Here is a 20,121-nt window from a genome sequence, read left to right as displayed (position 1 = left end):
TGGATTCGGTTCATCCTGGCCATCTCTGTTCTCCTCTCGCTTCGACAGGGATCAGATTAACCTCCGGCTGGCTCATATGATGAGCCAGTCAGGCGAGCGGCTGAAGAATAGCGCTAATCAGGAGCAATTTTGACGTATCGCTACACGCTACGACAAACTCGCCGAGCGTTTCGCTTCCTTCATCGCCCTCGCCGCATCCGTCATTTGGCTCGCTTGAATGTCAACACACTCTAGCCCGGCCGCGCCGCCCGGTCCCTCAGGACAGGTGCGGCAACCCGAGGTACTCGCGCGAGCGCATCTCCGTCAGGCGGCTGGCGGTGCGAAAGAACTCGCTGGCCTGGGTTCCCTGGGTATAGAGCTGATCCGGGCTGCAGTCGGCGGTGGCGATCAGCTTGACCTTGTGATCGTAGAAAATGTCGACCAGCCAGGTGAAGCGCCGCGCCTCGGAAGCCATGCTTCCCGACATTTTCGGGATCGCCGACATCAGCACCGTATGGTAGCCACGCGCCAGCTCGAGGTAGTCGTTCTGCGAGCGCGGGCCACCGCACAGGGACTTGAAGTCGAACCAGATCACGCCGTTGCCGCGACGCAAGGTCGGCACCGGGCGCCCGAGGACCTCGATGCTGCCTTTGGCCGCACCCTCGCCGCCGGCCATGGCTCTGAAATACTCGGCCATCTTCAACTCGGCCGCAGCGTCGGCCGGGTAATGAAAGATCTCGACCTGTTCCAGTGTCCGCAGCCGGTAATCGACTCCGGAATCGATCTCCAGCACGTCCAGCCGCGCTTTCATCAGGGCGATCGTCGGCAGAAAGTGCTCGCGCTGCAGGCCATTCGGATAAAGCCTGTCGGGCGGGTAGTTGGAAGTCATCACGAAGACCACGCCTTTCTCGAACAGCGCTTCAAGCAGGCGACCGAGGATCATCGCATCGGCGATGTCCGAGACGTGAAACTCGTCGAAGCACAGCAGCCGGACCTCGCCGGCAATGCGTTCGGCAACCCGCAGCAGCGGATCGGTCTCGCCTTTCAATTCTTTCAGCTGGCGATGGACGCCGTGCATGAAGGCGTGGAAGTGCACCCGCCGCTTGCGCCGGTAAGGCACCGCGTCGAAGAAGCAGTCCATCAGGAAACTCTTGCCGCGCCCGACGCCGCCCCAGAAATAGACCCCGCGCGGCACCGCCGGCGGCGAAAAGAAGCGCCGCAAAGCGCTGCCACGCCCGACCTTGAACGACAGCAATTCGTAGTACAGGCGCTGCAGGCGTTCGGCGGCGGTGCGCTGCGCTGCGTCGGCGGAAAAACCGCGCGCCGAAAGCACCTGCTCGTAAGCGTCGAGCATGCCACGCTCGGGGACCTTGAGAATTCTGTGAGGCATCAGCGTCTGTCCGGTGCGCGGAGCGCTTCCTCGCCCCTGGTTTTTCGAACGGTGCGGCCGGTCGGCTCCCCCGCCTGCTCAGCCTGGCCCGGCCCCGCCATGCGCCATGCGGCGCTCGCCGCAGCGATGCCGTCATTCTAAACCAACGCCGACCAAAGGCCAGACCTGAGCGACAGCTAGAGCACCTCTGGGAGCGGTAGCAGGCGAATCCCGGAGACCAGCAGCGCGGCGCGAATGGCACTCGCCGCGGCGACCGCCTGCGGGCCGTCACCATGCACGCAGATGCTGTGAAACCCGGTGCGGATCAGCCGCCCGCCGACGGTGACGATACCGCCCGCGTCGAGCATGCGCCGGACATGCGCGACACACTCGTCGGCCGTATGCAGCACCGCGCCGACCTGGCTGCGTGGCACCAGGTGGCCGCTTTCGCCGTAGGCGCGGTCGGCGAAGATCTCGGCAGCCACCCGCAAGCCGGCCGCTTCGCCGGCCAGCGCCAGCTTCGACAGCGCGGGCGCGAGCAGGATCAGCGACGGATCGAGACTGCGGATCGCCGACGCCACCTGGGTCGCCAGCGCCACGTCCTCGCAGGCGAGGTTGTTCAGCGCGCCGTGTGGCTTGACGTGCGTCAGGCGTCCGCCTTCCGATCTGGCGATGCCGGCGAGCGCGCCGATCTGGTAGATCAGCATCGCCTCCAGCTCGGCGGCCGGTAGCTGCATCGCCCGCCGCCCGAAACCCTGCAAGTCGGGAAACGACGGGTGCGCACCCAGGCTGACGCCGGCAGCCAGCGCCTGCCGCACGGTGCGGCGCATGACCAGCGGATCGCCGGCGTGGAAACCGCAAGCGATGTTGGCGGTGCCGACGATGCGCAGCAGTTCTGCGTCGCTGCCCATTTCCCAGGCGCCGAAGCTTTCGCCGAGATCGGCGTTGAGATTGATCGTGTCGATCATCATTCGTCGCCCATGGTGTCCGTCCTGTCCCCCTCGGCGGTCTTGCCGCTCGCTGCCAGGGTGCCGTCGTCCGCCTGCGCATCGACCACGCCGCTGACCAGGTTGGCGTCGTAGATCGCCTGCAGATCGAGCGCGCCCGGCTCGGCCAGCGGGCCGATGCCGGCGATCAGCGCTTGCAACGCCGCCTCACGAGTGCGCGCGGCGAACTCGGCGGCAGGCACCGACACCGCCACGAAACGCAGGGTCTGCCCCGGCGCCATCACCGCCAGCCGCGGCAGGTCGGCCGAGATCACGGTGGCCACCTTGGGATAGCCACCGGCGGTCTGCCCGTCAGCGAGCAAGACGATCGGCTGGCCCTGGCCAGGCACCTGAATCGAACCCGGCACGGTCGCGTCCGAGGTGATCTCGACGCCTTTTTCCGGCCGATGCCCGAGCCGCGGACCGTCGAGGCAAATGCCCATCCGGTCGGCAGCCGCTGAAATCTGGTAGGCCTCGCTCAGCAAGCGGGCAATCGACGCTTCGTCGAAGTAATCGTCCTGCGGACCGAGGACGACGCGAATCGGCGACGGGTCGACTGGCGGTGGCTCCTTGAGCATCTTCTCGGCGCCGCTGCACGCTGCCGCCGCAAGACGGTCACCGGGCCCCAGCAGGCGGCCGTCGAGGCCTCCCAGGCCGGCCCGGGCGTAGGTCGAGGCGCTCCCGAGCTGGCGCCGCACGCTGATCCCGGCCAGCGCGACGTAGCCCAGGCGACCCTCGGCCAGCGTTGCGCAGCGCAGCGTCTCGCCGGGTGCCAGGGTGACGCTGCGCCACGAGTCAACTTGCCGCTGCTCGTCAGCGGCGATCACCGTTGCCGAAAAGTGACCGGCCAACGCTACCCGCGCAGGCCGTTCCAGCGCCCGCATCAGCAGGCCACCGCCAAAGAATTCGATTGCCGGCGCCGCTTCTTCGTTGCCCACCAGCGCATTGGCCAGGCGCAGCCAGCCCGGTTCCAGCGCGCCGGCGCGCGGCACGCCGACCCGCCGCAAGCCGGGCCGACCGAGATCCTGGATCGACGCCATGGCACCCGGGCTGACGATTTCGAGGGCGGCGCTCATCGCTCGGTTGCGGGCTCGCACAGCAGCGACGCTGGCGGCTGCGGCGAGGCGCGTGCGGCAGCCAGATCAACCTGCAGCGACCGATACTCGGCTTCGTCTACAGCACGAAAACCGACCCGGTCACCAGGCTGAAGCAGCGCCGCCTGCGGCCACGCCGGAGAAAACAGCGGCACCGGGCAGGCGCCGATCAGGTGCCAGCCACCGGGACTCTCCCACGGGTAGATCGCGGTCAGCGTGCCGGCGGTCGCCACGCTGCCGGCCGGCACGCGTAGCCGCGGTTCGCTGCGACGGGGCCGCGCGAGCACCTCCGGCAGGTCGCCCATGAACGCGAAACCGGGCAGGAAGCCAAGCATATACACCGCGTAGCTGCCGCTTGCATGCAGGCGGATCACTTCGGCCGCGGTCAAGCCGCAGGCTGCCGCCAGCTCGTCGAGATCAGGTCCGCAGGCGCTGTTCTGGTCGCCATAGCAGACCGGCAGGAGCCACCGACGCCCGCCAGACGAAAGCGCTGCGCCGGGCGGCTCGATGGCCGCCCGGATCGCCGGTTCGATTTCGGCGCGACTGCTGCGTAGAGGATCATAAATGACCGTCAGCGAACGAAAGGTCGGCACCGTTTCAACGATGCCGCGCAGGCCACCACTGTCGATCAGCGTTGCCAGCGCCTCGTCAAGCGCCGCCACGGCTGCCAGCAAATGCCGCTCGACACCGTCGCCGAACTCGATGGTCAGCGCCGTGTCGCCAAGGGCGAGGATGCGAAAGCTCACCGAGCGTTCCTCACCACATTGGCTGCCGGCGACGTGATCGACGTCCGCCGCGCCGCTGCGCGGCCGCGGACAGCCGCGGCGGTCCAAGGGGCGGACGGCCATCCCTTCCGGCAGGTGCTGGCAGGGTCTGCAACAGTCATTGGTGCTACTCCCTCACGAACGATTCCGCAGCATCTATCGTACAAGAATCCTCCCATTCGCCCGAGCGATTCAACAACAGCGATTCAAGCACCAGCAGCGGCAATCGCGGCGTCGCGTCGTGGTCTCGCGCAACGCCTGCCAGCCCGCCGACAAGCCGAGCGACCGCGAAAGACTTGTCACCTTGCCGTGTTACCCGCTATAAAGCGGCCAGGCCAGCAGCAACGAGGAGTCGAGATGAGTCAAGGCGAAACCATGCCGGAGGTGGTCAGATCCGCAGCAAGCGAGAGCAGCTCGCTGCTCGCCGATACGGGATTCCTGGAGAGCCTGCGCCGCCAGATGCTCAAATTCGCGACGCTGCAACTGTCCGACGCCAACCTCGCCGAGGATGCGGTGCAGGAAGCGCTGATCGGCGCTCTGCGCAACGCCAGGACGTTCGCCGGCCGCGCAGCGTTGAAGACCTGGGTTTTCGCGATCCTCAAGAACAAGATCGCCGACATCCTGCGCCAGAAACAGCGCACCATCGACGCCAGCAGCCTGCTGCGCGAGGACGAGGAGGAAGAGGATTTCTCGTCGCTGTTCAACCAGAAGGGCTTCTGGCAAGCGGATCAGCGTCCCGGCGCCTGGCCACACCCCGAGGAAGCGCTGCGCGAAGGTGAATTCTGGCTGGTCTTCGAGACCTGCCTGGAAAACCTGCCCGGCAATCAGGCGCGGGTGTTCATGATGCGCGAATTCGTCGAACTCGATTCACAGGAGATCTGCGAAACCGTCGGCCTGAGCATCAGCAACCTGCACGTGATGCTGCACCGCGCCCGCCTGCGCCTGCGCGAGTGCCTCGAGGACCGCTGGTTTCTGGCCGGAGAGCAGCCATGCTGAACTGTCGTGAAGTCACTCGCCTGCTTTCGGAATCGCAGGAGCGAACGCTCGGCCTGAGCGAGCGGCTGTCGCTCAAGGTGCATGTCCTGATCTGCTCTGGATGCCGCAACTTCGGCAAGCAGATGGATGCGCTACGGCAGATCACGCGCGCTTACGTCAAGGGTGCGAATGAACGGCAGGACAAACCGGACGACTAGCGCCCGGCGGCTGGCGCGTCGTCCCAGTGCAGCGCCGTGAAGTCGAAGGGCCCGGCCAGCGTCGGCTTGACGATCTGGAAGTATGGCGAGACGTCGAAGTCACGCGGCGCGAACAGGCTGTGGTGGCGAACCCGCAGGATCTCCTCGACACAGCCGGGACACGTCGGGCTGTCGGCGCTGTGGGTGTCGGTGATCGGCAGGATCGGGTAGCGAATCGACTGAAACGCCTGCGCGATCAGCGTCGAGCAGATCGCCCGGGTCGGGTCGCCGCTGCCCAGCGCCAGCAGTTGGCGACGAAACCTTGACGGTACCGGCGGCGTCGGCAGCAGATAGCGCGCCAGGTCGATGACGTTGCGCAGGTCGTAGCGGTTGCCGAGGCGGGCGACGGCGAAGGCGATCAACTGCTGGCAATCGCTCTTGCGCAAACCCAGCGGCCGGCAGATGCGGCTGTGCAGGCCACGAAATTCGTCGATGCCGACACTGCGCACGCCGTCAACCATGTCAGCCTCGATGAAGCAGTGGCCGGCAACACGTGCGGCGTTGGCCAGGCCCGGCGCCGGGCCAACGTAGAGAGCCGCGTGCGACCAGGTCGACTGGGTCAGGTACTTGATCGCGCTGCTGACGCGGCTGTTGCCCTCGACCAGCAGCACGTCGCCGGGTTCGAGGCACGCCAGCAGCCGATCCGGCGCGACCGCCGGGCCGCTGCCGTGGACGTGCCTGGCCTTGCCCAGATAGCGGGCCAGCTGCCTTCCCAGCCAGGCGAGTGCCAGTCCCATCGCGACGCCTTTCTCTGCGCCCTGCGCAGCATGCCGCGCGCGCTCAGGAGATCACGAATCCTGGTAGCGACGCGCCAGCCAGTGATCGACCGACAGCTTGCCGGGGCCTCTGGCGACCAGGTACAGCAACACCGCCGCCCAGACACCGTGTGTCGGATAAGCGTCCGGGTAGACGAAAAGCTGGATCACCGAAGTCATCCCGAGCAGGGCCAGCGCCGAAAAGCGCGTCGCCAGACCGAACAGCAGCAGGATCGGGAACAGGTGTTCCGCCAGCGCGGCCAGCACCGCGGCCAGTCCGGGCGGAACCAGCGGCAGATTGTATTCATGCTGGAACAGCGCCAGCGCCGAGTCCGACAGATGCGGCCAGCCGACGACAAACTCGCCGTTGAGCAGATCGATCGCCAGACCTTCGATCTTGGTCTGCCCCGACTTCCAGAACACCGCCGCAATCGAGAAGCGGCCGATCGCCGCGATCAGCGAGTCCGGAATGCAGCTCAATAGCGAGAGCACGCGCCGGATCAGCTGGATCGGCTGCGAGTCATGGCCGGCGTGCGGCGTGGCGACGCCGAAATTGGTGACATTCGCGTTCATCGATGCTCCTCTCTTGCTGTGGTGATGGATGTAATGGCCCGCGCGCGGATCAGCAGCGCCAGGATGCCGCCGAGGTCGAAGTCGCCGTGCGCCAGACTGACCTGCTCGACGCTGCTGCCCAGGGTCTCGCCGTTCAACAAGTGCGCGACGAAGGCGCCGGCACCAGGGTCGAGTCGAATCAGTTCGACGTCGAGATGCGGCCGGAGCAGCAGCGCATTCTCCGGCTGGTAGGGATCGACAGCCGAGATCTCGGCGATCCCCTGATGCGCTGCCCACAGCGAGACCACGGCGTACGGCGAACGCAGCAGCCGCAGCGCGGGGTGCAGGCCGACGCGCAGATCGGGCAGCGTCTCGGCGTCAGCCAGCGCTTGCGCGATCGCTCCGGCTGGCAATTGTCCGGCATCGGCCGCATGGTAGGCGCGCACCCGCAGCATTTCCAGCCGGGCGACGTCGGCCAGATACGGTAGCGATGCCGCCGGCGGGAAGCGCTCGATGAAGCCGGCTAGCGCTTCGCCGTAGAAGGCCAGCAGCGGCGAACGCGGCGGCTCGGCGCGGACGAACAGTCGCGCCATTGCCCGGAAAAACTCCTCGCCGACCAGTTCCTGCGTCACCGGGTAGCTATCGGCGAGCGCGTCGATCAACGAGACCAGCACGTTGTTGCGATAGACGGCGAAGCGCGTGGCCGGGTCGGAGGCGTTCCAGGCGCTGAGTCCCGCCGGTGGCGCTTGCCCCGGGTCGAGCAGCGCCTCGAAGAATTGTTGTTGTGTGCTCACGCCGCAAGCTCCGGCGCACCCGGCGGGCAAGGCTGCGGGCGCGCGTCGGGGCGCCTGTCGGCAGAAGCAGCGCTACCGGCGTGCACGCCCAGCAGGCTGTCGGCATGCGCGGCCTCGGCGACCAGCACGTCGAGCGACGGCAGGTCGCTGTCGCGCTCGATCAGCGTCGCCACCGGCCCGACGCGATCGAGCGCGTACGCGTACAAGTCCCAGACCGCCTGCGCTACCGGCGCGCCGTGGCTGTCGATCAACAGCGGGTCCCCGGCCGCGTCGTGCTGCGTCGCGAATCCCGCCAGATGGATCTCGCCCACCGCCGCCAGCGGCAAGGCACGCAGGTAGGCGTAGGAATCGCGGTGATGGTTGATGCACGAGACATGGACGTTGTTGACGTCGAGCAACAGACCGCAACCGCTACGCCGAACGACCTCGGTGATGAAATCGGTTTCGGCCATCGTCGACGCCGCAAACTCGACGTAGGTCGCCGGGTTTTCGAGCAGGATCGTTCGCCGCAGACGCGTCTGCGCCTGGTCCACGTGCTCGCAGACACGCTGCAGGGTCGGTGCCGTGTAGGGCAGCGGCAGCAGGTCGTTGACGAACACCCCGCCGTGACTCGCCCACGCCAGATGCTCGGAGAACGACTGCGGCGCGTAGCGTTCGAGCAGCGCCGCCAGCCGGTCCAGGTGCGCTTCGTCGAGCGCGCTCTCGCCGCCGATCGACAGGCCGACCCCGTGCATCGACAAGGGGTAGTGCTCGCGGATGCGGCCCAGGTAATGGTGGAAAGGCCCACCGTCGACCAGGTAGTTCTCGGCATGGACCTCGAAGAAACCGAGGTTCGGCCAGGTATCGACGATCTGCCGGAAGTGCTCGGGTTTGAGCCCGATACCGGCCCGCGCCGGCAAGCGGGCTTGCCGCGGGCCAGAGGCGCCGCCGCCCGGCGGCACCCGGGGATCAGCGATCATCATCTGATCGGCGCTCCGCCGTTCCAGACCTGCCGATCAGGCCTTCTTCTCCTTGAACTCCTTGAGCTGGCCGTGGCCGGTCGGGGAAGTCTTCGAAATGGTCTTTTCGCAGCTACCGGCAGGAACCAGCGACCACGCGTTGCCCTGGTGGTCGATCTTCGAGGTGCCGGCGCAGGTCGTGCCGGCGCCGGCCTTACAGTCGTTCTTGCCCTTGAGCGCGACGCCGAAACACTTTTCCTGGGCCATCGCGTCGTCGGCGGCGGTTGCCGGTACTGCGCTGACGGTCAGCGCAGCACCCAGGGCAAGGGCGAGCGCGGCGGCGGTGGTCTGTCTGGTGATGGTGCTGGTCATGGTCAATCTCCTTGGTCGTTGACAACGCGATCGCCCCCGATGGGCGAGCTGCTGGATCGGCGAGGCGCTCGATGCTCGTTCTTGAGCAGCTCGTTGCGCCTGCTGCCGGTGTAGTCGTGCGAAGAGCCGGCTTCTTACACGCAAGCGCTCTGCTGGTGCGGGCCTCGGCGACTTCCACCCGGCCGGAGCATTGCCGGATCGGTCGGAGCAGCCCTTGCAGGCGCCGGTCGAACGGCACTTGTCGCCGCCGAGTGGCTGGCTGGGGGAGCTGAGGGGTTGAGCGGCGGGACAGCACCACGCCTGCGGGCGCTGGCGGCGACGTGCTGGCCATTGCGCAAGACCCGGTCAAACAGCCGGGTCTGGTCACGGACTCGCGTAGCGGCAAGCGATCTCCAAGCGGAGAATGCCGTGTCGGCCAGCGCCATGCAGCAGAGTCGGACGAACGCCGCATTTCCTTACAGTCAAATCAACTTTTTCTTGCCACCATGAGTCCGGGGAACGGGCGGCGCGGTCGCTTCACGATGCTTTCCTGGCGAGCGGATAGCCAAGCGCCGTCAAGACCGCGCCGGCAAGCATCAGCGCGATGTGCAACGGCTCAAGCCGGTCGAGCACCAGACACGAAACCAGGCTACCGGAGAGGATCAACGAGCCAATCCGGGCCAGCGTATCGAGCAGGAAGCGCAATGCCGTATTCATTGGAAACCTCGACGCGCTGCAGTTGATGGGTCTTGGTCCGCCCACCGTGCGTCGTTCTTACACTCGGGAAATGCGGAGTGGCCCGCGGGGGCGCCAAGCACCGTCACCGGGAGCAAACCGCGCTTGGCGCGCAACGCCAGCATCCAGTGGCAAAACGCGCCACGGCCGGCACGGCCGCAAACTCGACGACCGCGCATCCCAAGCGCAGGAATGTCTTCCGCGCGTCGCTGTGGCAAGATGTCAGCTTCATCGCGGCAGCCGCCGGGGAGCGCTGCGATACGGCACGCGTGCCAGTGGCCGCAGCGCCTGCGGCGCACCAGGAAGAACCAGAACAGGGAGTCTGAAGCGATGTTCCTGCTACCGTCGCTGCCATTGGCGGCAATTGGCGCGATTGACGCCAGCGCGCCATAGCCGCCATGCCCGCCACCGAGCAACTCGCCCGCGAGCGCATCGACCAACTGCTGACCGCCGCCGGCTGGTCAGTCCAGAACGTCGCCGCGGCCGACATTCACGCCGCCCACGGCGTCGCGCTGCGCGAGTTCGCGCTCGAAGCCGGGCACGGCTTTGCCGACTACCTGCTCTACCTCGACGGCAAGGCCGCCGGCGTCATCGAAGCCAAGAAGCAGGGAGCGACGCTCACCGGCGTCGAGATCCAGTCGGCGCGCTACGCACAGGGCTTGCCGCGCGGCCTGCCGGCATGGCGACGGCCGCTGCCTTTCATCTTCGAATCGACCGGCGCCGAAACGCACTTCAGCAACGGCCTCGACCCCGAACCACGCGCGCGCAACGTCTTCGCCTTCCATCGGCCCGAAACGCTGATCGAGTGGCTGCAGGCGCTGCCGCGAACGCCGGTCTTCACCACCGGCAGCGGCACGCACGCCACCCAGCGCGTCGAGTTCGCGCCGGCCACCTTCCTGGCCCGCGTCCGCGCCATGCCCGAGCTGCTCACGGAGTGGGGGTACGGGGGCGACGGCGTCAGCAAGCAGCAACTGTGGCCGGCGCAGATCACCGCGATCCACAACCTGGAGCGCTCGCTGGCCGCCAACAAGCCGCGCGCGCTGATCCAGATGGCGACCGGCAGCGGCAAGACCTTCACCGCGATCAGCTTCATCTACCGGTTGATCAAGTTCGCCGGCGCGCGCCGCGTGCTGTTCCTGGTCGACCGCGGCAACCTCGGCCGGCAGGCCAGGAAGGAGTTCGACCAGTACGTCTCGCCGGTCAACAACTTCAAGTTCGGCGAGGAATACATCGTCCAGCACCTCGCCAGCAACCACCTGGACACCACCGCCCGCGTCTGCATCGCCACCATCCAGCGCCTGTACTCGATGCTCAAGGGCCGCGAACTCGCCGAGGAAGACGAAGAGCGGAGCACCGCCGGCAGCGACGCGGTGTTTCGCCAGCCCGAGCCGATCGACTACAACCCGGCGATCCCGATCGAGACCTTCGACATCATCGTCACCGACGAAGCGCACCGTTCGATCTACAACCTGTGGCGGCAGGTGCTCGAATACTTCGACGCCACCCTGATCGGCCTCACCGCGACGCCCAACAAGCAGACCTTCGGCTTCTTCAACCAGAACCTGGTCATGGAATACGGCCACGAGCAGGCGGTCGCCGACGGCGTCAACGTCAACTACGACGTCTACCGCATCCGCACCGAAGTCAGCGAAGCGGGCGCCAGGGTCGAAGCCGGCTACTGGCTGGAAGTTCGCGACAAGACCACTCGCGCCCGCCGCGACTGGCAGCTCGACGACGACTTCGAGTACGAGCCGAACGAACTCGACCGCAGCGTGCAGACACCCGACCAGATCCGCACCGTCGCCCGCACGCTGCGCGACAACTGGCAGCGCGACCTCTTTCCACAGCGCAGCGAGCTGCCGAAGACGCTGGTCTTCGCCAAGGACGACAACCACGCCGAGGCGATCGTCGAGATCCTCCGCCAGGAATTCGGCCGCGGCAACGACTTCGCGCAGAAGATCACCTACCGCAGCACCGGCGATACGCCGGAAAACCTGATCCGGGCCTTCCGCAGCAGCTACTACCCGCGCATCGCCGTCACCGTCGACATGATCGCCACCGGCACCGACATCAAGCCGGTCGAGATCGTCGTCTTCATGCGCAGCGTCAAGAGCCGCAGCTTCTTCGAACAGATGAAGGGCCGTGGCGTGCGCATCGTCAGCGACGACGACCTGCGTGGCGTCAACCCCGGCGAGCATGCGCACAAGGACCGCTTCGTGATCGTCGACTGCGTCGGCGTCTGCGAGCGTGACAAGACCGACTCGCGGCCGATGGACCAGAAGAAGTCGGTGCCGCTGGCCGCGCTGCTGCAGGCTGTCAGCCTGGGCAACGTCGAACCCGAGGTGCTGTCCAGCGTCGCGCTGCGCCTGTCGCGCCTCGAAGCCCGGCTCAGCGACGCCGAGCGCGCCAGGGTAAGCAGCGCCGCTGGCGGCGTCGATCTGAAGGAGTTGTCACGCGCCATCGTGCACGCGCTCAACCCGAGCAGCGACCGCTCGCCGCAGGAGGCCGAAGACGCGCTGCGCCACGCGGTCAGGCCACTCGCCAACCCGCAACTGCGCGAACTGCTGCTGAGCCTCAAGGCGCAGAAGGAACTGGTGATCGACATCGTCACCCAGGATCGCCTGCTCGGAGCCGGGTTTTCCGAAGCCGCGCGCGAGCGCGCGCAGGGCATCGTCCAGAGCTTCGAGGTCTTCATCGCCGAGCACCGCGACGAGATCACCGCCCTGCAGATCCTCTACAACCGCCCGACCCGGGCACCGCTGAGCTTTGCCGACCTGCAGGCGCTCGCCGACACGCTGCAGGCGCCGCCGCAACTATGGACCGAGAGCCAGCTCTGGCAAGCCTACGCCGCGCTCGACAAATCCAGCGGAGGGAACAAGGTGCGCGGCGCCAGCCAGCGGCGTATCCTCACCGACCTCGTCTCGCTGGTGCGCTACGCGATGCACCAGGAGAACGAACTGGTGCCCTACCCCGAGCGCGTCGCCGCCAACTTCAAGGCGTGGGTGGTGCAGCAGGAGACGGCGGGCAAGGGTTTCACGGACGAGCAGCGCTGGTGGCTGGAGAAGATGGCCGAGCACATCGCGTCCAACCTCGGCATCGAGGCCGATGATTTCAGCTACGCGCCGTTCGATCAGCGTGGTGGGCTGGGGCGGGTGCATCAGGTGTTTGGCGGGGAGTTGACGAAGGTGATTGAAGCGTTGAATAGGGAGTTGGCGGCGTGAGTGTGCCGGTCGAAGCTAGCGCCTCAACCAAGTGGCCTGTGGTGCAGCTGTCGGAGGTTGCCAGCTTGGTGCGTGGCGTATCGTACCCAAAGACTGACGCGCGCGATGAGCCGACGGACGGTTATGTACCGGTGCTCCGTGCGACGAACATTCAGGATGCGCGTCTCGTTCTCGAATCATCCCTCGTTCACATCGCCAAGCGAAACGTTGCACCCGCCCAGCTATTGCAACCGGGAGACATCGTTGTAGCCACGTCGAGCGGGAGCAAGCACCTCGTAGGCAAGTCAGCATCGCTTCAGTCTCCGTGGCGCGGGTCGTTCGGCGCGTTTTGCGTGGCCATTCGCCCCCAATGCCACATCGACGCGCGATTCCTCGCCTTGTTTCTGCAATCTCCGGCTTACTGGCACCAGATCTCCAAGAAAGCTCTCGGCGTCAACATCAACAACTTACGGCGCGGCGATGTCGAAACACTGTTGTTACCGCTACCTCCCTTGACGACGCAACAACAAGTCGTCGCCGAAATCGAAAAGCAGTTCTCCCGCCTCGACGAAGCCGTCGCCAACCTCAAGCGTGTCAAGGCCAACCTCAAGCGCTACAAAGCCGCCGTCCTCAAAGCCGCCGTCGAAGGCCGCCTCGTCCCGACCAAAGCCGAACTTGCCCGCCACGAACCAATGGAGTTGTGGCGTACCGTTACCGTGATGGACGTAGCTCAGGTAATCAGCGGCTTCACCAAGAACCCCAAGCGCGAACTGTTTGCACGCAAGTTGCCATACTTGCGCGTGGCGAACGTCTACGCGGATGAGCTACGGCTCAACGACGTTGAATGGATCGGCGTGGCTGAATCTGAGGTGGAGAAGCTGCTTCTGCGTCGAGGCGACCTACTGGTTGTCGAAGGCAACGGCAGCCCGGACCAGATTGGCCGCGTAGCACTCTGGGATGGTTCGATTCGCGAGTGCGTGCACCAAAACCACCTGATCAAGGTTCGATTCAGCGACGAGGTACTGCCGAAATGGGCGCTGACGTGGTTGCTCTCGCCGGGCGGTCGCCACGAAATCGAACAGGTTTCCAGCTCGACATCCGGGCTCCATACCCTGAGCACTGGGAAAGTGGCTCGCCTGCCTTTTCCGCTGCCCCCCCTCGCCGAACAACACCGCATCGTCGCCGAAGTCGACCGCCGCCTGTCGATCGTCCGTGAAGTCGAGTCCGAGGTCGACGCCAACCTCAAGCGCGCACAAGTGCTGCGGCAGGCCACGCTGGCCAAGGCCTTCGCAACATGAACACCGCTGAACTCACCGCCCTGCTGGACCGGCTGCGCGCGGAGCCACGCGAAACCGAGTGGCTGGAGTTCAAGGCCAATCGCCTTGAGCCCCAAGTGCTTGGCGAATACGTGTCGGCGCTGGCCAACTCCGCCTGCTTGCTTGGCAAGCCGCGCGCCTACCTGGTGTTCGGCATTCAGGACGGCAGCCATGCGGTGATGGGCACCACTTTCGACCCACAGGCCGAGAAGGGCAAGGGCACGCAGTTGCTTTCGCTGTGGTTGTCACTTGGCCTGCACCCAAACGTCGGCTTTGAAACTCACACCTTCAGCTACCAGGGCAAACGGGTGCTGCTGTTTGAAGTGCATCCGGCGTTCGACCGGCCGGTCCTTTTCTACGGTACTGCTTACATCCGGGACGGCACGAGCAAGACCGAGTTGGCGAAGTACCCGGAGAAGGAACGTGCGATCTGGAATCGCCGCGTGGACTGGAGCGCGGTGGTCTGCGAGCAAGCGACGCTGGAAGACCTGGACCCGCTGGCCATAGAGAAGGCTCGTGCGCAGTTCACCACCAAGCTCCCCACCCAGGCTGCGGTGGTGGCCGGCTGGGAGGACGCGACGTTTTTGAGCAAGGCGAAGCTGACGATTCGCCGCTCGGTGACAAACGCCGCGTTGCTTCTGCTGGGCCGCCCGGAATCGTCGACACTGCTGGTGCCGAGAGTGGCGCTTATCACCTGGCTGCTGAAGAACGACCGTAACGAGGAACTCGATTATCAGCACTTCGGTCCGCCGTTCCTGTTGAACGTGGACAAGGTGCTGGCCCGCATTCGCAACCTCACGGTGCGCGAGTTGCCGGAAGGCACGCTGTTCCCGGTCGAGCTGACTCAATACGATCCGTGGGTCATCCGCGAGGCGCTGCACAACTGCATCGCCCATCAGGACTACGGGCTGCGCGGGCGGGTGCAGGTAGTGGAAACCCCCGACGCCCTGCTGCTGACCAACGTCGGTGGCTTCCTGCCGGGAAGAGTGGAAACGGTTATCGAGCAGGACGCGCCACTGGAAATCTACCGTAATCCCTTCCTCGCCGAGGCGATGGTCCACTTGAACATGATCGACACGCAGGGCGGCGGTATCAAGCGCATGTTCCAGAAGCAACGACAGCGCTTCTTCCCGATGCCCGACTACGACTTGTCGGAACCCGAGCGGGTCAAGGTAACGCTGCGCGGACGCGTTCTGGACGAGCGCTACACGCGAATGTTGATGGCGCGCACTGACCTGGATCTCGGACTGATCATGCTGCTCGACAAGGTGCAGAAGAGACAGCACATCTCGGCCGACGACAGCAAACGGCTCAAGGCGGCCAGCCTCGTAGAGGGGCGCTACCCGAACCTTCTCGTCGCCGGCCGAGTCGCTGCGGCAGTCGGCGAGAAGGCGCAGCACATACGCGACCGCGGATTCGACAGCCAGTACTACCAGGACATGATCGTCGCGCTGGTACGCGAGCATCAGCCCGTGGCGAGGGCGGACATCGATCGCCTGCTACTGGACAAGCTGCCCGAAGTCCTGACCTCCGCGCAGAAGCTCAACCGTATCCACAACCTGTTGCGGAGGCTGACCGAGACCGGGCTGATCGTCAATGAGGGCAGCCGGCGCTGGCCGAAGTGGGTTCTTGCGGGTGCGGGACGCCCGGCCGGAAGATCAAAAGAAACCAATAAGAAGCAGCGATGATCCCGCCATGAACGCACACAAGCAGCTGATTTCACGGCACATGCCTATTGATACCCGAGCAAATGACCTCACCCGATCAATAGGCACGGCTATCAATTGGGAGGAAAGGGCGTCCCAACCCAAGTCTGCGAACGCCCCAAACTCAACAGCGCATACCACAAGACTGCCATCACCGCCTAGCCACCGAGTACGGGCGCGGATTCGAGGAACAGAAGCTGTGCCGCATCGCAGGCTGGAGCACCAACGCCCCCGGCAGGCCATTGCAACAGCGCTGACGCGCTTCAAGCCGAATCCCGAAAAATGAACTCAAACGCCCTCGTCCAGAAACTCTGGAACTACTGCAACGTGCTGCGCGACGACGGCATGAGCTACGGCGATTACGTCGAGCAACTCACTTACCTGCTGTTCCTGAAAATGGCCGACGAGCGATCGCGCCCGCCGTACCGGCAGCCAAGCATCATCCCGGCGCTGTACGCCTGGCCCGGACTGCTGACCCGCGACGGCGACGAACTGTTCGACCACTACCGCCACACGCTCGAACGGCTCGGCGGCGAGAAGGGCACGCTCGGGCTGATCTTCAACAAGGCGCAGAACAAGTTCCAGGACCCGGCCAAGCTGCGGCGGGTGATCGTGGACCTGATCAACGAGGAAGACTGGTCATCGCTCGGCGCCGATGTGAAAGGCGACGCCTACGAGGGACTGCTGGAGAAGAACGCGCAGGACACCAAGTCCGGCGCCGGCCAGTACTTCACGCCGCGACCGCTGATCCAGGCGATGGTCGACGCCATCGCGCCGCGGCCCGGCGAATCGGTCTGCGATCCCGCCTGCGGCACCGGCGGCTTCCTGTTCACCGCGCACAACGCGATCACCAGCACCTACCCGAACCTCACCCGCGACGAGAAGCGCCACCTCAAGGAGAGTGCTTTTCGCGGCTGGGAGCTGGTCCAGGGAACGGCGCGCGTGTGTGCGATGAACCTGCTGCTGCACGGCATCGGCTCGGAAACCAGCGTGCCGATCATCGTCGCCGACGCGCTGGCGGCCGACCCCGGCGAGCGCTTTGACGTGGTCCTCGCCAATCCGCCGTTCGGCAAGAAGAGCAGCACGCAGATCGAAGGCGCCGACGGCAAGCGAACGACCGAGAAGGACGTGATCGAGCGCGACGACTTCTGGGCGACGACCTCGAACAAGCAGCTCAATTTCGTGCAGCACATCAAGACGCTGCTCAAGCCGCACGGCCGCGCGGCGGCGGTGGTGCCCGACAACGTGCTGTTTGAAGGCGGCGCCGGCGAGACCATCCGCCGCAAGCTGCTGCACGAGTGCGACGTCCATACCTTGCTGCGCCTGCCGACCGGGCTGTTCTACGCGCAGGGCGTCAAGGCCAATGTGCTGTTCTTCGACAAGAAGCCGGCCAGCCAGACGCCGTGGACCAGCAAGCTGTGGATCTACGACCTGCGCACCAACCAGCACTTCACGCTGAAGACCAACCCGCTCAAGCGCGCCGACCTGGACGAGTTCGTTCGCCTGTATCAGGGGCGACGTAAGGGCGCGCCGGCCGACCGCCCGGCCAACCGCCACGACCGCGCAGCCACCTGGAGCGAGCAGGCGGACGCTGCCAGCGACGCCGGCCCCGACGGCCGCTGGCGGGTGTACGGTTATGACGAACTGATCGCCCGCGACAAGACCAGCCTCGACATCTTCTGGCTCAGGGACGATAGCCTCGCCGACAGCGACAAGCTGCCGCCGCCCGAGGTCATCGCGCAGGAGATCGTCGACGACCTCGAAGCAGCGCTGGAGCAGTTCCGCCTGATTGCCAGCGACCTGAACGGCGGCGCGCCGTGCAACTGACCCATATCCTGCTCGACTCTGAAAACGTGCAACCGCAGGACCTCGACCTGCCGCACGGCCGGCGGTGCCGGGTCGACGTTTTCCACGGTCCGCATCAGAACCAGCTGGAGATGGCGATCGTCAAGGCACATTCCCTCGCTACTCGGTGGCCAGAGGGCGCCGGCTGCCGTCCAGGCGATCATTGCCGAACTGCAACGACGCGGCGCCGTCGAGTTCGGCGAAAAAGCGATCAAGTACCGAATCCCGGCGGCAAAAGAATGACTGCGGCAGGCCATCTGGCGGGTTCGGCCGGCGCTACGCCCGTGGCGCGCGTGCGACCAGCATTACGTTGCATGCGCCCCCGTCCCGCGGGAGCGGCAGCCAGCGCGTCGCCAGGCGAGCGAGCAGGTAGCTCACCGCCAGATTCAGGTGCCAGCCCCAGCGGTGCGCGAAGTAGCGCTCGTCCGGACCCGGCCCCGCGCGCAGCAGCGAAAAGCGGTTCATCCAGTAGATCGGCGCTTCGTGCGGCGATGCTGCGACTTTGGTGATCTCGACCGGCTCGACGCCGATGGCCTCGGCCAGCGCCTGCAGAGCGCCGACGGTCCACCAGCTGAGGTGGTGCGGCGGCGCGTTGATCAGGAAGTTCGGGATTGCGGTAAGCGGCGAGGGGTGCAGCGGCACGCCCAGGATCAGCTTCCCGCCGGGGCGCAGCAAGGCGCGCAGTTGGGCGGCAAAGGCGAGCGGGTCGGCGACGTGTTCGATGACCTGAAAGGCGGTGACCACGTCATAGCGCCCGTTTGCCTCCAGCAAGTGCTCGGCCAGCCCCTGGCGAATCACGCAAGGTGGCGCGTCGGGTCCGGCAAAGGGGTCCAGGCCGCGATAGGTGGCCTGCGGCAGGTGTTCGGCGAAGGCCGCGCTGCCACAGCCTACATCGAGCACCAGCGCACCAGCGGGAACGTGGCGGGCGGCATCGACGAATTCTAGGCGCGCGTGCGAATCCGCGCTGAGCGCGGCGTGCATCCCGTGGCTGGCGTAAAAGTGGCGGTAAAAATCGGCGTCACCGGCGGTCCGGGGGGAAAAGAAATACAGCCCGGTGTCCGACTCGTAGAGCGCCACCTGCGCGGCGTCGGGCAGCAAGTGGGCCACATCGCCGGCGCCGGCCGCCCGCCACATGCCGGCCAGCGCGCGCGTCGAAACGCCGTGCACCCGGCGCAGCGCCGGCCTGCCGGTGATCGGACACGCCGGCAGCGGTGACCCGGCTGACCCGGCGGCTGCCGGCACGACCGCAGCCGGCGCCGCGCCGCGCGCGCTGACGTGCAAGCGGAAGTCGCAGTCGGGCCGTGAGGTGAGGCTGCCCAGCGGCTGCGGCCTGCGGCCGCGCGTACGGGCGATCCGGCAGGCGCCGAGCAGCTCGCCGAGGATGGCGTGCATCTCGACCTCGGCGAAGCGCTTGCCGGGACAGACCCGGGGGCCGTAGCCAAAGGGAATCATCGCCAGCCGGTCGGCGGTCGCGGCCGGCGGCCCGGCGGCCAGCCAGCGTGCCGGATCGAAGCGATCCGGCTGCGGCCACAGCGCCCGGTGGCGTTGAATCGTCCACGGCGAGACGACCACGTAGCCGCCGGCGCAGATCGGCCGCTGGCGAAAGGTCACCGCCTCGGTGGTCTGGCGCAACAGGAAGGCGATCGGCGGGTAGAGGCGCAGCGCCTCCTGGATCAGCGCGCCGAGGCGCCGGGTCACGGCCGCGTCAGCCCTACCGTCGGCGAGCATGCTGGCGACCGTCGAGGTGGCGATCAGCGCCGCCATTTCGTCCTGCTCGGCTGGCGCCTCGGCCAGCTCCCACAGCAGCCAGCTCAGGACCGACGCCGTGGTCTCATGCCCGGCGAGCAGCATCACGGCGATCTCGTCGAGCATCGCGGTCTGCCGGGCGTCGTCCGGGGCGCTCGTTCGATCGGCCCCCGCGCTGGCGGCGGCAGCTTCCAGCAAGGCGGTGGCGAACGGAGCCTGGCCACCCTCCGGGGCGGCGTCGAGCAGCGGCACGACGAAGCGTCGCCTGATCAGCTCGCGCATCTCGGCGCCGATCGCCGCCAGCCCCATGCGCTCGACCAGCGCCTGCTGGCCGGCGTCGTCCTGACTGCCGAGCAGCAGCAGGACCGGGTTCACCCGCCGGTGATACTCGAAGAACAGCTCGACGAAGCGCCGCCCCTCGGCCGCCGTGAAACGGGTCCCGAGGCTGGCCTCGCTGACGATGTCGATGGTCAGCCGCGACAGTTCGCTGGGGATCGCCACCGGGCGGCCGGCCTGCTGCCAGTCGGCGAGATAGGCGCGGGTCACTTCGGTCGCCACCGCCGTGACCCGCTGCTCGGGGATCCGCGTCAGCGCCCGCACGAACAACCGCCGCGCCTGCCTGACCGGGTCGCCGCCCAATGCTCTCAACGTAACGCGCCATTGGCATAAATTGATCGGCGGACCCAGAAGCCGGTTGCGCGTCAGGCGAGCACAAGGCAAAGTATGTATCCCCTTGATACGGATGTAAAATTTTATATG

At 66.4% G+C, this 20,121-nt stretch carries 17 protein-coding genes; 6 read left to right on the top strand and 11 right to left on the bottom strand.

The features are described 5' to 3' along the window. Window positions 1-256: 256 nt before the first annotated feature. The 4 genes from zapE to pxpB all read right to left on the bottom strand — a co-directional run bounded on the left by zapE (window position 257) and on the right by pxpB (window position 4,174). Window positions 257-1,369, bottom strand: a complete 1,113-nt coding sequence (zapE, locus tag Q1L50_RS11205; protein ID WP_300338642.1) for a cell division protein ZapE — start codon at window positions 1,367-1,369, stop codon at window positions 257-259. A gap of 176 nt (window positions 1,370-1,545) precedes the next feature. Then, the gene (locus Q1L50_RS11200; protein ID WP_300338639.1) at window positions 1,546-2,316 is read right to left on the bottom strand and encodes a 5-oxoprolinase subunit PxpA; all 771 of its coding nucleotides are present in this window, start codon (window positions 2,314-2,316) and stop codon (window positions 1,546-1,548) included. Further along, on the bottom strand, window positions 2,316-3,410 hold the full coding sequence (locus Q1L50_RS11195) for a biotin-dependent carboxyltransferase family protein (protein ID WP_300338636.1): 1,095 nt from the start codon (window positions 3,408-3,410) through the stop codon (window positions 2,316-2,318). Before Q1L50_RS11195 ends, Q1L50_RS11200 begins: the two co-directional genes overlap by 1 nt. Further along, entirely contained in the window at window positions 3,407-4,174 is a 768-nt protein-coding gene (gene pxpB / locus Q1L50_RS11190) for a 5-oxoprolinase subunit PxpB (protein WP_300338633.1), read from the bottom strand. The genes Q1L50_RS11195 and pxpB overlap by 4 nt, the downstream gene beginning before the upstream one ends. Window positions 4,175-4,567: 393 nt before the next feature. Between pxpB and Q1L50_RS11185 the strand changes: the two genes are divergently transcribed. Both Q1L50_RS11185 and Q1L50_RS11180 read left to right on the top strand, forming a co-directional pair. Continuing rightward, the gene (locus tag Q1L50_RS11185) at window positions 4,568-5,188 is read left to right on the top strand and encodes an RNA polymerase factor sigma-70 (protein WP_300338648.1); all 621 of its coding nucleotides are present in this window, start codon (window positions 4,568-4,570) and stop codon (window positions 5,186-5,188) included. Continuing rightward, the gene (locus Q1L50_RS11180; protein WP_300338631.1) at window positions 5,182-5,385 is read left to right on the top strand and encodes a zf-HC2 domain-containing protein; all 204 of its coding nucleotides are present in this window, start codon (window positions 5,182-5,184) and stop codon (window positions 5,383-5,385) included. The genes Q1L50_RS11185 and Q1L50_RS11180 overlap by 7 nt, the downstream gene beginning before the upstream one ends. On the opposite strand, the gene Q1L50_RS11175 is transcribed toward Q1L50_RS11180, so the two are convergent. From Q1L50_RS11175 to Q1L50_RS11150, 6 genes are all read right to left on the bottom strand, one after another. Next, a complete protein-coding gene (locus tag Q1L50_RS11175; RefSeq protein ID WP_300338629.1) occupies window positions 5,382-6,161 on the bottom strand; it encodes a YiiX/YebB-like N1pC/P60 family cysteine hydrolase in 780 nt (259 codons plus the stop codon). The two genes, Q1L50_RS11180 and Q1L50_RS11175, sit on opposite strands and share 4 nt — an antisense overlap. Window positions 6,162-6,212: 51 nt before the next feature. After that, window positions 6,213-6,752, bottom strand: coding sequence for a DoxX family protein (locus Q1L50_RS11170; RefSeq protein ID WP_300338627.1), 540 nt, complete (start codon window positions 6,750-6,752; stop codon window positions 6,213-6,215). Further along, window positions 6,749-7,525: a DNA-binding domain-containing protein gene (locus tag Q1L50_RS11165; RefSeq protein ID WP_300338625.1), complete on the bottom strand. Its 777-nt coding sequence runs from the start codon at window positions 7,523-7,525 to the stop codon at window positions 6,749-6,751. The genes Q1L50_RS11170 and Q1L50_RS11165 overlap by 4 nt, the downstream gene beginning before the upstream one ends. Next, window positions 7,522-8,484: a DUF692 domain-containing protein gene (locus tag Q1L50_RS11160; protein WP_300338645.1), complete on the bottom strand. Its 963-nt coding sequence runs from the start codon at window positions 8,482-8,484 to the stop codon at window positions 7,522-7,524. The genes Q1L50_RS11165 and Q1L50_RS11160 overlap by 4 nt, the downstream gene beginning before the upstream one ends. A 36-nt stretch (window positions 8,485-8,520) precedes the next feature. Continuing rightward, window positions 8,521-8,835, bottom strand: coding sequence for a DUF2282 domain-containing protein (locus Q1L50_RS11155; protein ID WP_300338622.1), 315 nt, complete (start codon window positions 8,833-8,835; stop codon window positions 8,521-8,523). A gap of 516 nt (window positions 8,836-9,351) precedes the next feature. After that, window positions 9,352-9,531, bottom strand: coding sequence for a hypothetical protein (locus tag Q1L50_RS11150; protein WP_300338620.1), 180 nt, complete (start codon window positions 9,529-9,531; stop codon window positions 9,352-9,354). Between the two features lie 416 nt (window positions 9,532-9,947). On the opposite strand from Q1L50_RS11150, the gene Q1L50_RS11145 reads away from it, so the two are divergent. From Q1L50_RS11145 to Q1L50_RS11130, 4 genes are all read left to right on the top strand, one after another. Further along, window positions 9,948-12,770 (top strand): type I restriction-modification enzyme R subunit C-terminal domain-containing protein, encoded by a 2,823-nt coding sequence (locus tag Q1L50_RS11145; protein ID WP_300338617.1) that lies wholly within the window; start codon window positions 9,948-9,950, stop codon window positions 12,768-12,770. Beyond that, window positions 12,767-14,047, top strand: a complete 1,281-nt coding sequence (locus tag Q1L50_RS11140) for a restriction endonuclease subunit S (protein WP_300338614.1) — start codon at window positions 12,767-12,769, stop codon at window positions 14,045-14,047. The genes Q1L50_RS11145 and Q1L50_RS11140 overlap by 4 nt, the downstream gene beginning before the upstream one ends. Further along, a complete protein-coding gene (locus tag Q1L50_RS11135) occupies window positions 14,044-15,753 on the top strand; it encodes an RNA-binding domain-containing protein (RefSeq protein ID WP_300338612.1) in 1,710 nt (569 codons plus the stop codon). Before Q1L50_RS11140 ends, Q1L50_RS11135 begins: the two co-directional genes overlap by 4 nt. 300 nt (window positions 15,754-16,053) lie before the next feature. Further along, window positions 16,054-17,598, top strand: a complete 1,545-nt coding sequence (locus tag Q1L50_RS11130) for a class I SAM-dependent DNA methyltransferase (RefSeq protein ID WP_300338609.1) — start codon at window positions 16,054-16,056, stop codon at window positions 17,596-17,598. Window positions 17,599-17,892: 294 nt separating this feature from the next. Here the strand turns inward: Q1L50_RS11130 and Q1L50_RS11125 are convergent, their stop codons facing one another. Further along, window positions 17,893-20,010 carry a cytochrome P450 gene (locus tag Q1L50_RS11125; RefSeq protein ID WP_300338606.1) on the bottom strand — a complete coding sequence of 706 codons (2,118 nt, stop codon included), beginning with the start codon at window positions 20,008-20,010 and terminating at the stop codon, window positions 17,893-17,895. Window positions 20,011-20,121 lie beyond the last annotated feature (111 nt).

Origin of the sequence: Accumulibacter sp. (assembly GCF_029255145.1) — a bacterium.
In the GTDB taxonomy this organism is placed as follows: Bacteria; Pseudomonadota; Gammaproteobacteria; order Burkholderiales; family Rhodocyclaceae; genus Accumulibacter.
The sequence above is the reverse complement of the archived record's forward strand: the minus strand, read 5'-3'. Positions and strand labels throughout refer to the sequence as shown.